Origin of the sequence: Moorena sp. SIO4A1 (assembly GCF_010672065.1) — a bacterium.
Taxonomy (GTDB): Bacteria; Cyanobacteriota; Cyanobacteriia; order Cyanobacteriales; family Coleofasciculaceae; genus Moorena.
Genome location: NZ_JAAHHX010000012.1, coordinates 171137 through 183974, shown reverse-complemented (window position 1 = coordinate 183974; position 12838 = coordinate 171137). Strand labels below are relative to the sequence as shown.

At 44.5% G+C, this 12838-nt stretch carries 21 protein-coding genes; 11 read left to right on the top strand and 10 right to left on the bottom strand.

Annotated elements, in window-relative coordinates; translation table 11 throughout:
* The first annotated feature begins 361 nt into the window (after window positions 1-361).
* The 9 genes from leuB (at window position 362) to psbV2 (ending at window position 6596) form a co-directional block, all read left to right on the top strand.
* Entirely contained in the window at window positions 362-1450 is a 1089-nt protein-coding gene (gene leuB / locus F6K53_RS13015) for a 3-isopropylmalate dehydrogenase (protein WP_293081018.1), read from the top strand.
* Between the two features lie 174 nt (window positions 1451-1624).
* Window positions 1625-1888, top strand: coding sequence for a hypothetical protein (locus F6K53_RS13010; protein WP_364303462.1), 264 nt, complete (start codon window positions 1625-1627; stop codon window positions 1886-1888).
* 75 nt (window positions 1889-1963) lie between these two features.
* On the top strand, window positions 1964-2797 hold the full coding sequence (locus tag F6K53_RS13005; protein WP_293069847.1) for an A24 family peptidase: 834 nt from the start codon (window positions 1964-1966) through the stop codon (window positions 2795-2797).
* A 551-nt stretch (window positions 2798-3348) separates the two neighbouring features.
* Window positions 3349-3570 (top strand): hypothetical protein, encoded by a 222-nt coding sequence (locus F6K53_RS13000; protein ID WP_293025401.1) that lies wholly within the window; start codon window positions 3349-3351, stop codon window positions 3568-3570.
* 53 nt (window positions 3571-3623) lie between these two features.
* Window positions 3624-4556, top strand: a complete 933-nt coding sequence (accD, locus tag F6K53_RS12995) for an acetyl-CoA carboxylase, carboxyltransferase subunit beta (protein WP_293025400.1) — start codon at window positions 3624-3626, stop codon at window positions 4554-4556.
* Window positions 4557-4631: 75 nt separating this feature from the next.
* Window positions 4632-4817, top strand: coding sequence for a hypothetical protein (locus tag F6K53_RS12990; protein WP_293081015.1), 186 nt, complete (start codon window positions 4632-4634; stop codon window positions 4815-4817).
* Between the two features lie 155 nt (window positions 4818-4972).
* Window positions 4973-5155: a translation initiation factor IF-2 gene (locus F6K53_RS12985; RefSeq protein ID WP_070395846.1), complete on the top strand. Its 183-nt coding sequence runs from the start codon at window positions 4973-4975 to the stop codon at window positions 5153-5155.
* Window positions 5156-5302: 147 nt separating this feature from the next.
* Window positions 5303-5791, top strand: a complete 489-nt coding sequence (gene psbV / locus F6K53_RS12980; RefSeq protein ID WP_293025398.1) for a photosystem II cytochrome c-550 — start codon at window positions 5303-5305, stop codon at window positions 5789-5791.
* A 220-nt stretch (window positions 5792-6011) separates the two neighbouring features.
* Window positions 6012-6596 (top strand): photosystem II cytochrome PsbV2, encoded by a 585-nt coding sequence (gene psbV2, locus F6K53_RS12975; protein WP_293081012.1) that lies wholly within the window; start codon window positions 6012-6014, stop codon window positions 6594-6596.
* Here psbV2 and F6K53_RS12970 read toward each other — a convergent pair.
* The 3 genes from F6K53_RS12970 to F6K53_RS12960 all read right to left on the bottom strand — a co-directional run bounded on the left by F6K53_RS12970 (window position 6588) and on the right by F6K53_RS12960 (window position 8551).
* Window positions 6588-6803, bottom strand: coding sequence for a hypothetical protein (locus F6K53_RS12970; protein ID WP_293081009.1), 216 nt, complete (start codon window positions 6801-6803; stop codon window positions 6588-6590). The genes psbV2 and F6K53_RS12970 overlap by 9 nt on opposite strands.
* An 84-nt stretch (window positions 6804-6887) precedes the next feature.
* Entirely contained in the window at window positions 6888-8150 is a 1263-nt protein-coding gene (locus F6K53_RS12965; protein WP_293081006.1) for an ABC transporter substrate-binding protein, read from the bottom strand.
* 50 nt (window positions 8151-8200) lie between these two features.
* Window positions 8201-8551: a hypothetical protein gene (locus F6K53_RS12960; protein WP_293081003.1), complete on the bottom strand. Its 351-nt coding sequence runs from the start codon at window positions 8549-8551 to the stop codon at window positions 8201-8203.
* Between the two features lie 25 nt (window positions 8552-8576).
* Between F6K53_RS12960 and F6K53_RS12955 the strand changes: the two genes are divergently transcribed.
* On the top strand, window positions 8577-9146 hold the full coding sequence (locus F6K53_RS12955) for a hypothetical protein (protein WP_293081001.1): 570 nt from the start codon (window positions 8577-8579) through the stop codon (window positions 9144-9146).
* A gap of 4 nt (window positions 9147-9150) precedes the next feature.
* Here F6K53_RS12955 and F6K53_RS12950 read toward each other — a convergent pair whose 3' ends face one another.
* Window positions 9151-9312, bottom strand: coding sequence for a hypothetical protein (locus F6K53_RS12950; RefSeq protein ID WP_293080998.1), 162 nt, complete (start codon window positions 9310-9312; stop codon window positions 9151-9153).
* A 138-nt stretch (window positions 9313-9450) separates the two neighbouring features.
* Between F6K53_RS12950 and F6K53_RS12945 the strand changes: the two genes are divergently transcribed.
* Window positions 9451-11070 (top strand): NAD(P)H-hydrate dehydratase, encoded by a 1620-nt coding sequence (locus tag F6K53_RS12945; RefSeq protein WP_293081099.1) that lies wholly within the window; start codon window positions 9451-9453, stop codon window positions 11068-11070.
* Here the strand turns inward: F6K53_RS12945 and F6K53_RS12940 are convergent.
* From F6K53_RS12940 to F6K53_RS12915, 6 genes are all read right to left on the bottom strand, one after another.
* Complete coding sequence (locus F6K53_RS12940) at window positions 10989-11180, bottom strand: hypothetical protein (RefSeq protein ID WP_293069830.1); 192 nt, start codon at window positions 11178-11180, stop codon at window positions 10989-10991. The two genes, F6K53_RS12945 and F6K53_RS12940, sit on opposite strands and share 82 nt — an antisense overlap.
* A 47-nt stretch (window positions 11181-11227) precedes the next feature.
* Entirely contained in the window at window positions 11228-11647 is a 420-nt protein-coding gene (locus F6K53_RS12935) for a DUF29 family protein (protein WP_293081096.1), read from the bottom strand.
* Window positions 11648-11775: 128 nt separating this feature from the next.
* Entirely contained in the window at window positions 11776-11925 is a 150-nt protein-coding gene (locus F6K53_RS12930) for a DUF3368 domain-containing protein (protein ID WP_293025404.1), read from the bottom strand.
* 15 nt (window positions 11926-11940) lie between these two features.
* Entirely contained in the window at window positions 11941-12267 is a 327-nt protein-coding gene (locus tag F6K53_RS12925) for a DUF3368 domain-containing protein (RefSeq protein WP_293025391.1), read from the bottom strand.
* A gap of 2 nt (window positions 12268-12269) precedes the next feature.
* Entirely contained in the window at window positions 12270-12515 is a 246-nt protein-coding gene (locus tag F6K53_RS12920; RefSeq protein WP_070396993.1) for a UPF0175 family protein, read from the bottom strand.
* Window positions 12516-12584: 69 nt separating this feature from the next.
* Complete coding sequence (locus F6K53_RS12915) at window positions 12585-12758, bottom strand: DUF2281 domain-containing protein (protein WP_149031291.1); 174 nt, start codon at window positions 12756-12758, stop codon at window positions 12585-12587.
* Between the last annotated feature and the right edge of the window lie 80 nt (window positions 12759-12838).

Below are 12838 nucleotides of genomic sequence, written 5' to 3'. Positions count from 1 at the left end.
TTCATAGTTTCGCTTAACCCATTAAGAATTAAATTCGCTACGGGTCGCACCTGATGTTGGTTTTTTCTCCAGCCTAGCGCTTTCTTGTTGATCTATGGGTTGACCTAGGGCGGTTGAGCTTGGGTAGAATTATTTTAATTATTGATTTTTATCAGTTATCGCTAGCTTAGGGATTCGTTCCGGACTGTTACCTTGTTGCGAGGTCTGAGTCTATCAGTTACATCGGTGACATCCCTTAACCTATCCCTTGCCAGCTCTGCTGAACAAAAAATTACCCTGAGATACCGGCCAGATGCTATAGTATCGAACGCTATAACTTATACCCACGACACCTCATACTTGAGCATCGACCAAACTAACTATGACTTATTCCTACCGCATTACCCTGCTACCTGGTGACGGGATTGGCCCAGAAATCATGGCAGTAGCTGTAGATGTGTTGAACGTTGTTGGCAAGCGATTCGATATTAATTTTAAATTTACTGAAGCCCTAATTGGTGGCGTAGCTATTGATGCTACTAATGAACCCTTACCTACTGATACGCTAGAACTATGTCGCAATAGTGATGCAGTTTTACTCGCTGCCATTGGGGGTTACAAGTGGGATAATCTGCCGCGCCACCAACGACCAGAAACCGGATTGTTGGGATTAAGAGCAGGGTTAGGGTTGTTTGCGAATCTGCGACCAGCGACAATATTCCCCCAACTGATTGATGCCTCGACCTTGAAACGAAACGTGGTTGAAGGGGTAGATATTATGGTGGTTAGAGAACTGACTGGTGGCATCTACTTTGGACAACCTAAAGGGATTTTTTCTCAGGAAACTGGCGAGAAACGGGGAGTCAATACTATGGCTTACACCGAAGCCGAAATTGACCGCATTGCTAGAGTAGGGTTTGAAACGGCTAAAAAACGCGGTGGTAAACTTTGTTCAGTGGATAAAGCTAATGTGTTGGATGTCTCCCAGTTGTGGCGCGATCGCATTACAACCCTAGCAGCGGAATATCCGGATGTGGAACTGTCTCACCTATACGTGGATAATGCTGCTATGCAATTGGTCAGAGCTCCGAAACAATTTGATACCATTGTTACCGGTAATATGTTTGGGGATATTTTATCCGATGCTGCTGCTATGCTTACCGGTAGTATTGGCATGTTACCCTCTGCTAGTTTAAGCGAATCTAACCCTGGAGTCTTTGAACCGGTTCATGGCTCGGCTCCAGATATTGCAGGTCAAGATAAAGCGAATCCCCTAGCTATGGTACTCAGTGCTGCGATGATGTTACGTTATGGCTTAGACCAGCCGGAAGCAGCAGATTGCATTGAACAAGCAGTTGTCAAGGTTTTAGATAAAGGCGATCGCACAGGAGATATCATCTCAGAAGGCATGAATCTCTTAGGTTGTCGTGCTATGGGAGATTCCCTAATTGAGTGCTTAGAGCAATCTTGATGTTATCCCTTGATATTATCAATTGATTTTATCGTGTAAACCTGCGGTTACTTATAATAACTCAGGAAAATCTCTTGGTTTCACCTGGTTAATCAGTGCCCTCTTGTCGAAATACCCCCTTGCCGTGAGGGCGTGATTGCATTAAAGTCAAACTGAAATAATAGGGTAAAAAGTGTGGTGTATACATCACAGCAAAGACAAGAAAACTACCAAACTCGGATTGAGCTACCGAAGCTGATAGACCCTACGGTTTTGAGAGCAGCTAAGCATATCTACCGGGTTTACTACGAAGTTCATCCATACCAAGATGAACAGCCATCTGGTGTAGCCATTGACAGATATACCCTCAGAGGAAAGTTAATCTTTAGTCAGAGACCTATCCTTCTACCAACTGAATGCTTTGTGCCTTTGAGTCAACTAGAAGGAGACTTTTATTAATAAATATTAAGGAAATCGGTCATTGGTCTTACTTCTATGGTATAGAGCAATAGCAATTAGGAAGTGACACAGGATATGGTGGGAGTATCCGCTGCCTTGACAACGTTAATAGCTTTCGCAATAGTTTTCGCTATCGGTGCATCTATTGGCAGTTTTCTCAATGTAGTCGTTTACAGACTACCTGCTGGTTTATCCATCCTTTGGCCCCCCTCCCGCTGTCCCCATTGTCTACATAAGCTGGGAAAGCGAGAGAATGTTCCAGTAATGGGCTGGCTGTGCTTAAAAGGACGTTGCCGTCACTGTAATACCAAGATTTCCAGCCGCTATCCCCTAGTAGAGGCCATAACCGGTTTACTGTTTTTACTAGTTTTCTGGATGTATGGTTGGGGTTGGCAAACCCTAGGGTATTGGGCGTTTTTGAGCTGGTTGTTGACTCTGGCTCTGATTGATATCGATACTATGACCCTACCGAATGCCCTAACTCAGTCTGGATTAGTGGCTGGTTTAGTATTTCAAGGAACTACTGGTTTTTTGCAGGGGTCTCAACCCATAGCAATAATTCCTCAATTAATGACTGGGGTGGTAGGTGCAGTCTTAGGGATTTGGTTGTTTGACCTGATTGCCTTTGGGGGTTCGATTGCCTTTGGTCAATCTGCTATGGGGGGAGGAGATGCTAAACTAGCGGCGATGATGGGAGCTTGGTTAGGGTGGAAGTATTTGCTCTTGGCTAGTTTCATCGCTTGTGGTGTAGGGGCGTTTGCTGGTGGCGCAGCCATTGCCCTGGGTTGGATGAATCGCAAACAGCCAATGCCATTTGGTCCTTTTCTAGCCTTGGGAGCAGGATTGACCCTACTTTGGGGTAAATTAATAGTGTCCACTTACCTAGAACTATTTTTCCCATTTAGCTAAACATTATCGGTTGAAGAATGCTCCATCTAGGTTTTAGGTTTTAGGGAGTAGGGAGTAGGGAGTAGGGAAGTCAGAAAAGGGATCCCCCCTAACCCCCCTTAATAAGGGGGGAACGGAAGTGGGAAAAAATCCTTTGTACCTCATTGCTATGAGAAACACTATATAACAGTAAACCTATAACAGTAAACCTATAACAGTAAACCTATAACAGTTAATTGACTATCTTAATCTTAACTATAACTAACTATCAATTATAAAGCATAACCTACAAATATAAATAGAACTATATAGCGTTACTTATAATTATTATGAGGTAAATTATATGAGGTAAATTAAATTTTAATCAACGCCACTCCCGACTCCTGACTCCCTAAAACCTAAGACGAAAGTCCCTCACCCACTTGATAAATGCTATATAGATAGATGAAATTGAACGGCTCTGAAAAATCTTTGGAATCCTATTGGTATAGCAATCCGTGTAGGAATTCTGATAATTATTGATCCGAAGTTCCCAGATCCGCTGTTCCCTGTTCCCTTTGCTATATTAGCCTGTGTCTTGGATAACAATCAGAACTACCAATCTTCGCTGGGAAGCCGAGCTGATGCAGCAGGTGCTAGCCGCTCATGATATTCCAAGTCGGATTATTGATATTGGGATCATGTCTTATTTAGGTGCAGGTAGTCCTGCGGCTTTACAAGTTCGCTCACCAGATCAATGGACAGCCTTACTCTTGTTGAGTTCCCCAGAAGAAGAGCAGGCAGGACAATCATAAAAATCAGACTATAGCTAAAAAAATTTAGATAGTACGTTAACTTAATAATTTTTATGTCTCTATTCGATTGGTTTGCAAATAGACGAAAAATTGAACCAACCCCTAAACAACCTCAAGAACGGGAGATTGCTGATGGGCTATGGAAAAAGTGTGAAGCTTGCGGAGTTCTATCCTACGCCAGAGACCTGCAAGCTAATCAAATGGTTTGCAGTGAATGTGGCCATCACATGCGAGTCCCTAGTGACGAGCGGATCCGCCAGCTGATTGACCATCAGACCTGGATATCACTGGATGAACACCTACATCCGACGGATCCCCTGAAGTTTTGCGATCGCAAATCCTATAGTGATCGTTTGCGAGACAGCCAAGAAAAAACTAAGCTCACAGATGCCGTACAAACTGGCACCGGTCAACTAGAGAATTTGCCCATTGCTTTGGGAGTAATGGACTTCCGGTTCATGGGCGGTAGTATGGGTTCGGTAGTTGGGGAAAAACTGACTCGTTTGATAGAAGAAGCAACCAAGCGACAGCTACCGGTTGTAATTGTTTGTGCATCTGGTGGAGCCAGAATGCAGGAAGGGATGTTAAGCCTGATGCAAATGGCCAAAATCTCTGGTGCCTTGGAACGCCATCGTCAAGCCAGACTACTCTACATTCCAGTTCTTACTCATCCTACCACCGGTGGGGTGACTGCCAGTTTTGCCATGTTAGGGGATATTATCATAGCGGAACCGAAGGCATTAATTGGATTTGCTGGACGACGAGTGATTGAGCAGACCCTCAGAGAAAAGCTACCGGATAATTTCCAGACCTCTGAATATCTGCTAGACCACGGCTTCGTTGATGCCATTGTACCTCGCACCCAGTTGAAAAAAACCCTAGCCCAGCTGATTCGCCTCCATCAACCCCAGGCTACTATACCGGTAGCGGTTTCCCTGCCAAAAGCAGTAGGGATTAGGGAGCAGGGAGTAGGGAGTAGGGAGTAGGGATTAGGGAGTGTGGGGAGGGTGGGAAGTGTGGGACCCACCCCTAACCCCTCCCAGGAGGGGAAGTGTGGGGAGATGGGGAGATGGGGAGATGGGGAGATGGGAAGCGACTGGCTTGGTTTCTACGGGGCTGACAAGGTGCTCCCGATAGATTACAAAACCGAATGCTGCTTTCTGATAACACCACGAAATAATCCTTTGGTTTCATCATCTTCTCTATTGCTAGCATGCCTATTGCCTTCCCCTCCTGGGAGGGGTTAGGGGTGGGTTCCTCTTGCCTTCCCCTCCTGGGAGGGGTTAGGGGTTGGTTCCTCTTGCCTCTTGCCTTTTTCCCCCAAACCTCCCACACTTCCCAGACTCCCCCCTCTCCCCACACTCTTACCCCTGTTCCTTAGTTATTATCAGGTTTAATTATTATGGGCTTTGCAGACCTATCAATTGTGGAAATTGCTGCCGAGTATGACCTTCGGGTAGAAGAGGTATTCGATCTATGCCAGCAGTTGGGCATTGCTTACAAAAATCAAGACACCCATCTGCCTCTAGAAGATGCCAAGGCTGTTATATTAAAGATTTTGTCTCAAACAAAGGGTAATGGCTAATTGGTAATCGGTAATACCTGAGTTCGATAGCCGTGATTGGTTGACTCAGATCCCCCTCAGCGAGAGAATGTGCAGGGAATCAGTTAATGCTGTTTTGAAAAACTAATCCCATATGAGCCACATTTTTAGTTTAGAGGAGAATCAAAAATGAAGCGATTTATCTTGCTGATCACGGCAACCCTATTCTTTGCCTTTCAAATTGCAGTGGGCAGTTCAGCAGCCCTTGACCTGTCTAAAGAGCTCCGCACCGTACCTTCCAATGAAGCAGGTGACACGGTGGTGATGAGTAACAAAGAGATTGTTAAAGGCTTACGCCTGTTTAACACTGTATGTTCTCAATGTCACAAAGGGGGTTACACTAAAACTGACCCTAACGTTACTCTTGGTGCTGAGGACTTAGAATTGGCAACACCACCCCGTGATAACCTGGATGGTATCATAGACTATATGAACAATCCTACCACCTACGACGGGGAAACAGAGATTTATGAATTTCATCCAAGCACTAAGAGTGCTGATCTTTTTGTCTATATGAGGAACGTCTCCCAAGATGACCTCCGTAATATGGCTGGTTATATTCTCTATGAGATCAACCAGAGACCTGATACGTGGGGTTGTGGTAAAGTCTGTAACTAATTGTTGTTTGTACAGAGGTTAGAAAGCACGAAGCGAAAGGCTTTATGCTTATTTAAGCAGCAAGGGCAGAGGCTTCTTCTTTTGGCAGTTAGGGGTTAGGGGTTAGGAGTTAGGGGTTAACCAAAATCAATAACCCTAGCTTCTTTAACTAGACCTGATTCGCTAATAGAAGAAGCCGCTGCCCTGTTGCTCAATCAGTACATATCACTTTAAATACTCAATGCTCCGTAGATTATTAGACTTCTTTGAGAAGTTGGGAACAGTGGACAACAATTCACGGGAAAAGTATCAAAAAACTAGTTTGGCAAGAGGTCTATTCGTATCAATCCGTTATTTGCTGCTAGTTGTTCTGGTGTTCTGCCTAGGGACATGGACGGTTAGTTCACCAGCTGAGGCTGCGGTTAACCAATATGTCAGGCGCTACCTAGATGTGGCAGAACCTGTAGCGATTGCTGTAGATGGCAAGGGAGAGACTAAGCTGTTTAATGGCGAAGACTTGTCTGTTGGTATAAAATTGTTTTCCCAAAATTGCCAGATGTGTCATGTGGGAGGAGCTAATCTCATTGATCCCACTGTGTCTCTATCTCTGAAGAGACTAGCTAAGGCAACACCACCTCGAGATAATCTCAATGGTTTCATTGCTTTTATGAGGCAACCGAAGACCTATGATGGTAAAGATGATAGCTTCTCGTGCCGCAAAGTCCGAGAGAGTTGGATACCACAGGAGGAAATCGAGAAATTAGCGGCATTTGTGATCAGAGCCGCACAGAAAGGACCAGGATGGGGCACTGAGGATTTATTTTAAGTTAGGAAATAGGGAATAGGGAATAGGGAATAGGGAATCGGGAACAGGGAATCGGGAATCGGGAATCGGGAATCGGGAATCGGGAACAGGGAACAGCGAATAGGGAACAGCGAATGGTAAATAGGAAGAAACAGAGATAAAAATTACTACACTAATTGCTGATTTAACTCCCCATCTCCCCATCTCCCCATCTCCCCATCTCCCCATCTCCCCATCTCCCCATCTCCCCATCTCCCCACACCTCCCGCGCCCCCGCCCCACCCTCCCGACTCCCGACTCCCTAAAACTTAGTTAATAATCACCTGCTCGAATTTCTTCATTAGCTGCTTCTTGGGCTTTCTTCATAGCACTTTCTAAGGATTGCTCACCCAGTAAGGTACTCAGAAATTGATTATCGAAATGGGTTTGAATGGTTGGCAAGGTTTCCCCAGCCTGCCAAATGGTTGCATAGGCGGCTCCTTTAAGAAAAGGAGCATAGAGGGGATTGTTTTTATAGCCTAGTTCCGATAACACAGAGACCCGAGAAGGTAGTACTAGTCCCGCTTTTCCCCAAGCTTTCATTCCTTCTTTGCCGGTAAGATAGGAAATGAGTTCCCAAGCTGCTTCTTTATGTTGAGCTTGCTTGTTCATAACATAAGCAACGGTATAAGCCATGGTTCCTTTTTTACTACCTAAGGAGGGAACTTCAGCGGTGGCGAATTTAATGTTAGGAAATGTATCTTTGAGATAAGGAATAGCCCAGCTACCTTCCATTACCATTGCGGTTTTACCTTGACCAAACATTTCGCTACCAGAACTAGCCCCAACGTCTGAGGGTAAGGCAGCATACTGGTAGTTTCGGTATAGGTCAATGACAGTTTGAAGACTTTTAAAAGTTTCAGGAGTGGCAAAGGTAGCATAGCCGTTATTGTCAACTAACTTACCGCCAAAGGCTTTAATTAAAAAATAGAGACGAGCCAGTTCCTGATTAATTCCTAAACCATAGTGTTCATTCCTGCCATCGCGATTCTTATCAAAGGTTAGTTTTTGGGAATAATCCCGTAATTCTTCCCAAGTTTGGGGTGGTTGAGTTAAATTAGCTTGTTTGAATAATTGCTTATTGTAAAAAAGGGCAAGGGTGGAAAAATCTTTAGGCAATCCGTAGATTATTCCATTATATTGGAATGCTTTAAACAGAGAGGGTTCAAAGTCAGCTACATCAAAATTATCAGTGCGCTTAATGTAGTCATCCAAAGGCTCCAAAACATCATGAATCATTAGTAATGGGGCTTCATAGGCATCTAAATAAAAGACATCTGGAGCTGCATCACCAATTAATCGGGTTTTGATTACATCCATGTACTGACCAGTGATGACTTCAAGCTTAACCTTTACCTTGGGATGTTTAGCTTCAAATTCCTTTAGTAATTGCTCTAGTAATTGTTTTTCAGTAGGGCTGCTTTGCCAACCACCGAGAGTAACGGTGGTTACTCCATCTAGGTTACTGCTGCCACAGGCTATAATGCAGAGAATTATCAGCGGTAAGATTACCCATTTTGACAGGATTTTATTCATTTGTTGAGGGTTGACGGGTAAATTTAAATTAATTTAACCTACTCATTCTACTAGAGGGCAATACCAATTATGATCAGAGTGTCTAACCAATTCAGAAATCCTAAAACACTGATTAAGGTAACTGGTTGGCTACTGTTACTACTGACTGGGCAAACAGTTATGGGGGACCTTACGCCAGCTAGTGCCCAAACTTCACCAGAACCGAGATTTTTTGGGGAACCTCTACCAACTATGAGGCCATCTTCTCTACCATCGGTTAATACTTCCCCTTTAATTTTGCCAACCGCCTCACCCAATCGGCCAAGCAATACACCAAATACACCATTACCACCTGAGTTAAACGTCAACGACACTAATAGATCAATAACTAATCCATCAAGAACTAATAGATCAATACCCATCGCTAATCTCTATCGGGTTGATGTGGTGGGTGATAGTGATTGGTTGTTATCCCAAGTACAAGCAATTGAAGCACAAGCGTTTGTGCGCGAGGGAGAGGGGGTGATTCAAGCAGGTACATTTATGGATCGCTACAATGCTCAGTCTCGTCTCCAGGCTTTGGAAGCTTTGGGAATTCCAGCCCGCATCACAACAATTGCACAACAAGTATTTGATAATGGTGCTACAAATATGAGCAACATAGCAACTTTCTCATCTGATGGCTCAATCACCTATGGCTCCCGTTTGGTGTATCCAGAAACAGGATTAGATTTGGCGAACCGTGGTGCTGTCAGTTCTGGTTCTAATCCAGGGGATTCAGGAGAATCCAGGGGTAGGAGCTATTTTGTGGCTATTCCTGGAAATGCTCAGAGGTTACCAGAGATGGTCACGGAATTGGTTAAAATTGGGATTGCCCAGGATTTAGTCAGCCAACGAGATGCCCCAAGAGGTAAACATGTTGCTGTTGGTCCGTTTAAAAAGCGGGGTGATGCAGAACGTTGGAGTAATCGTTTGCGCTCTGCTGGTTGGGATGCACGGGTGTATTTTGGTCGGTAGGAGCTCAGGGTTGAAGGTTAGTGGGTTGAAGGTTGAAGGTTAGTGGGTTGAAGGTGAGTTGCTTGAAGGTGAGTTGCTTGAAGGTGAGTTGCTTGAAGGTTGAAGGGTTAAGGTGACGCGGTTGAAGGGTTAAGGTGAAAAAATTAACAGTTAAGTAGCTGGACAAGAATAAATCTCGCTGTATTGACTTGTGTAAAATTCCTAAAAGTACCTCTCTGTTTTCCCTGTTCCCTGTTCCCTGTTCCCTGTTCCCTATTTCAAGAGTTAATTTTACTTTTGTCGGACACTTAATAATTAAGAATTGATGGAGTCTCAGAATCGGCGAGAAGTAATTGAGCAAGTGGTGGTAACTGCTGAGCAGATGCGTGAGATTGAAGGGCGCATCTTTGAGGCGGGGATGCCTGTAGCAGCTTTGATGGAAAAGGTGGCAGGATTGATTACTCGCTCTATTCAAAGTCTTTATCCCTGTGCTGAGAAGAGGCGAGTGGGTGTGTTAGTTGGTCCTGGTCATAATGGGGGTGATGGGTTAGTTGTTGCTCGTGAACTTCATTTACAGGGGTATGAGATCCACATTTACCGTCCTTTGTCGAAACTGAAGGAATTGACTGACTACCATGCTCGGTATGCGCTTAGCTTGGGGATTCCTTTTTATGACGAGATTGAACCGCTGTATGAGTGTGACCTGATTATTGATGGTTTGTTCGGATTTGGACTGACGCGATCGCGAAGCGTGGCCTACGGCCAATCGCTTTCTGGTAGTATCGCTGAGGCGGTTGAGCTGTTGAATCAATGGTCACAACCGGTGGTGAGTATTGATTTACCTTCGGGATTACATACTGATACTGGGGAAGTTTTGGGCATCGCGGTTCGGGCTACCCGGACATTGTGCTTAGGGTTGTGGAAGTTGGGGTTTCTCCAAGACCAAGGGTTGGATTATATTGGTGAAGCTGAGTTAATTGATTTTGGTATTCCCCTCAAGGATATTTGGTCAATTTTAGGTGAACCACCAGATTTGCTCAGAGTGACAAAAACTGTTGCGAAACATTTTTTACCCTTACCTCGCCCTAAGGTAACTCATAAGTACCAACAGGGTCATCTGTTGCTGATTTGTGGCTCTAGACAGTATTCAGGGGCAGCAATTCTGGCGGGATTAGGGGCTCGTGCTAGTGGGGTGGGGATGCTTTCGATGGCAGTGCCGGAGTCTATCAAACTGCTAGTGGTCAGTCACTTGCCAGAAGCAGTGGTAATTGGTTGCCCAGAAACGACGGCGGGTGCTATTGCATTTTTGCCTGAGTTAGTCTTAGAGAAGTTACACCAACCCTCTGGTAGCTATCAGACTTCAAATCAGACTTATAATGCGATCGCATGTGGTCCTGGTTTAACAAAGGATGCTAAGGATATAGTGCAAGGGGTTTTAGCTGCCCAATGCCCAATGGTTTTGGATGCGGATAGTTTAAATATCCTGGCGGAACTGATCACTATTCCCACTTTGTTGAAGCGTCCAGGCCAGACAGTGTTAACGCCTCATGTTGGAGAGTTCCGACGTTTATTTCCTGATTCCGCAGAACTGTTACCGGATCGAGTCAAGGCGGTGCGGAAGGCATCCCAACTGAGTCGGTCTGTGGTGTTGTTAAAAGGAGCCAGGAGTGCGATCGCAAATCCTATGGGCTCGGTGTGGCTGATTCCTGAAAGTACACCAGCTCTAGCCCGAGGGGGGAGTGGGGATGTGCTCACTGGACTAGTGGGAGGTTTGATGGCTCAGCCACTCCTGTCTGAGCATCCTTTGGAGGCAATAGTGGCAACGGCAGCCTGGTGGCATGCCCAAGCTGGCATTTTAGCGGCTCAGGAGCGGAGTGAGTTGGGGGTCGATGGGGTAACCTTGGCGGAGTTTTTGATGGCAGTGGTGAGAGGGAATAGGGAGTAGGGAATAGGGAACAGGGAATAGGGAACAGGCAAGAGGCAAGAGGCAAGAGGCAAGAGGCAAGAGGGAAAACTAATCTGACTCCCCATCTCCCCATCTCCCCATCTCCCCATCTCCCCACACTCCCTGCTCCCTACTCCCTACTCCCTACTCCCTCTTGTTAACAAATTAAACCTAGAGCTTTCTCTTTAATTTTATCTTCGTCAATCTTTTCTTTGAGTTCACTATCTGTATATCTGCCTTCTAAGGCTTCTAATGCTGCTTTTTTTAGGGCTGTTTCAAAGGCATCGGTTAAAATTTCTAATAATTCCTCTTGATTGGCATAATATCCCCCTGATTTTCGCCGTTTGTTAACTCGTTTAATGGTTTTGCTGGCATTATAAATCGAAAATTCCCAAGAGCGGGTAGTGCGTTTTTCTACTTCTTGTTTTATTAAATGTAATAGTAAAATGACTGCATAGCTATAAATTTTATTTAGTTTATCCTCCCTTGACATTTCTTCTAGTTCATCAACAATTTCTAAGGCTTTATGATAGTTTCTTTCTTCAATGAGTTGACGTAATAAGGTTAATTCTTCCATATTCTGGGTTGATGGCATTAGGGAATCGGGAATCGGGAGTCGGGAATCGGGAGTCGGTACTATGAAAAAATTATAGCTATTAATTTATCATAACTACTCTATAAGAGCCGACTTTTTTAATTAAGCAGCTATTCTTCGAGCACTTCATCAGCCATCTGCACAATCTCTCTATACAAGCGATCGCTCACTCTAAATCCGGCTTGATTGATTAGATCATCGACAATCGGTTTCACTGCTGTAATCAATCCCTGTTTCTTGGCAGCTAAAAGCAATCCCAGAATACCTGTAAATTTTCATCCAAACCGAGATGCAATTACTCTTGCCTGATAATCATCAATCAGTAATCGATTGGCGTTGAGTTCAATTGCTAAAGCGATCGCTTCAGATTCTCCTGCATCAATTTCAAGCCTAAGTTCTGCAACCAAGCTACGATTCGTAGCTTGTCGAGTCTGAATCCAGGATAGAGTTTGCACTTCTTCCGACCCTGGAACCTCGTATGGTAGATCTACCATCTCATTGTAAACCGCTTGAGGAATTATCAACACTCCATAGAGCTGCCGCAGTATATCAATTTTTTGAATCGCTGATAAATTAGTAATGGGTGATGTGTTACTAACCACGATCATATATCGCCCAATTCCTTCAATGTTTGAATGTCTTGTTGAAAATCTTCACGGTCATAATTGATACAAATGCTCCGATTAGAGAGTGCTTGTTGAAACTCAATTAGGTGCATCCCAGCTAGCTCACGGGCTTTACCAATACTAATTCTTTTCTGTTTATATAGCATAATGGCAATCTCAAGCTTCAAATCGGCTGCCGATAGTTTAGCAGCTTGCAACAACTCATCAGAAATTACAACACTCATAACCGACTCAGCATTTTCAACCCATTGTTTTGATTGTAGCCCAATGCCCACCTATTCAGAAGCGTCAACTTATCCAGGTATTGGCGGACTATCAGCCGATTCTTCACTTTCGGATTTTCTTTGCTTTTGGAGCAAGAACTCAGCAAAGTCAAACACTAATTGACGTTGCTTTGGCGACAATACCTGCAAAACTGCCAGCACATCATGTGGAATTACCATCGGTGGGGATTTTGATGTTCCCATAGACTACTCCTATATAGCACTACCCATTAAGATGTTTGACATTGTCAGCCATGCAAAGCGCGAGTGGGGGAAACCACGGC

Coding starts and splice junctions, on each gene's coding strand:
- F6K53_RS12960 (WP_293081003.1), bottom strand. CDS start 8,551: ATGGGTATTGATCTATTAGTTCTTGATGGATTAGTTATTGATCTATTA.
- F6K53_RS12935 (WP_293081096.1), bottom strand. CDS start 11,647: ATGGAAGAATTAACCTTATTACGTCAACTCATTGAAGAAAGAAACTAT.
- F6K53_RS13005 (WP_293069847.1), top strand. CDS start 1,964: ATGGTGGGAGTATCCGCTGCCTTGACAACGTTAATAGCTTTCGCAATA.
- F6K53_RS12945 (WP_293081099.1), top strand. CDS start 9,451: ATGGAGTCTCAGAATCGGCGAGAAGTAATTGAGCAAGTGGTGGTAACT.
- F6K53_RS12940 (WP_293069830.1), bottom strand. CDS start 11,180: ATGGGGAGATGGGGAGATGGGGAGATGGGGAGTCAGATTAGTTTTCCC.
- psbV2 (WP_293081012.1), top strand. CDS start 6,012: ATGCTCCGTAGATTATTAGACTTCTTTGAGAAGTTGGGAACAGTGGAC.
- F6K53_RS12985 (WP_070395846.1), top strand. CDS start 4,973: ATGGGCTTTGCAGACCTATCAATTGTGGAAATTGCTGCCGAGTATGAC.
- F6K53_RS12965 (WP_293081006.1), bottom strand. CDS start 8,150: ATGAATAAAATCCTGTCAAAATGGGTAATCTTACCGCTGATAATTCTC.
- accD (WP_293025400.1), top strand. CDS start 3,624: ATGTCTCTATTCGATTGGTTTGCAAATAGACGAAAAATTGAACCAACC.
- F6K53_RS12970 (WP_293081009.1), bottom strand. CDS start 6,803: ATGGGGAGATGGGGAGATGGGGAGATGGGGAGATGGGGAGTTAAATCA.
- leuB (WP_293081018.1), top strand. CDS start 362: ATGACTTATTCCTACCGCATTACCCTGCTACCTGGTGACGGGATTGGC.
- F6K53_RS12920 (WP_070396993.1), bottom strand. CDS start 12,515: ATGAGTGTTGTAATTTCTGATGAGTTGTTGCAAGCTGCTAAACTATCG.
- psbV (WP_293025398.1), top strand. CDS start 5,303: ATGAAGCGATTTATCTTGCTGATCACGGCAACCCTATTCTTTGCCTTT.
- F6K53_RS12915 (WP_149031291.1), bottom strand. CDS start 12,758: ATGGGAACATCAAAATCCCCACCGATGGTAATTCCACATGATGTGCTG.
- F6K53_RS12990 (WP_293081015.1), top strand. CDS start 4,632: ATGGGGAGATGGGGAGATGGGGAGATGGGAAGCGACTGGCTTGGTTTC.